This window comes from Antribacter gilvus (genome assembly GCF_003946865.1).
GTDB lineage: Bacteria > Actinomycetota > Actinomycetes > Actinomycetales > Cellulomonadaceae > Antribacter > Antribacter gilvus.
On record NZ_QXTH01000036.1, the window covers coordinates 1 to 1,058 of the forward strand.

General features: G+C 68.7%; 1 protein-coding gene. It reads left to right on the top strand.

Annotated elements, in window-relative coordinates; genetic code table 11:
- Window positions 1-91: 91 nt before the first annotated feature.
- A partial coding sequence (locus D1350_RS23405; RefSeq protein ID WP_125778465.1) for an IS481 family transposase occupies window positions 92-1,058 on the top strand: 967 nt, incomplete at its 3' end.

Sequence of the window (1,058 nt, forward strand, 5' to 3'; positions counted from 1 at the left end):
TGTACTGACCCGGGACGTTGTTGACATAGCGAGAGACCTCCGGGTCGAGTGGGAGCTGTCTAGGAACCTGCTCGACCAACGGAGGTCTCTCGTGTCTCACGCTAATGCCCGGTTGACGCCCGCCGGAAGACTCACGATGGTCCGGCGTATCGCTGCCGGGCGCCCTGTTGCGCATGTCGCGGCAGAGATGGGCGTCTCACGCACCACGGCCTGGCGGTGGTGGCGTCGCTACCGCACCGAGGGCCGCCCAGGCCTGGTGGACCGGTCCTCACGCCCCCACGCCTGCCCGGCCCGTACCCCGGCCTGCGTCGAGACCCGGGTACGGATCGCACGGATGCTCACTCGCCGCGGACCAGTCACGATCGCTCGCGTGGTCGGGCTGCCGGCCTCGACGGTCGGGCGGGTCCTGGCCCGTCACCAGGTCCCACGCCTGGCGCAGTGCGATCCGCTGACCGGGCAGGTCATCCGCGCGACCCGTCACTCCGCCCGACGCTACGAGCACACCTACCCGGGCTCGCTGATCCACATCGACGTCAAGAAGCTCGGCCGGATCCCTGACGGTGGCGGCTGGCGCGCGCACGGACGCTCGGAGAAGGTCCGCGGCCGTGGCATCGGCTACGACTACGTCCACACCGCGATCGATGACCATTCCCGGCTCGCCTATGCCGAGATCCATACCGACGAGAAGGGCACGACCGCTGCGGGCTTCCTCGCTCGCGCCGCGGCGTTCTACTCCGCTCACGGCATGACCGTCGAGCGCGTGATCAGCGACAACGCGTTCGCCTACCGCAAGTCCCGCGCCTTTCGCGAGACCGCCGCCGAGCTCGGCATCGTGCAGAAGTTCATCCGCCCGCACTGCCCGTGGACCAACGGAAAGGTCGAACGTCTGAACCGGACCTTGGCGACCGAGTGGGCCTACTCACGCGCCTGGTCCTCCAACGCCGACCGAGCCGCCGCCTTGCCTGCCTGGCTCAAGCACTACAACCTGGAACGACCCCACCTCGGCATCGGCGGCCTCACGCCTATCGCCCGCGTCAACAACCTCTCGGGTCAGTACA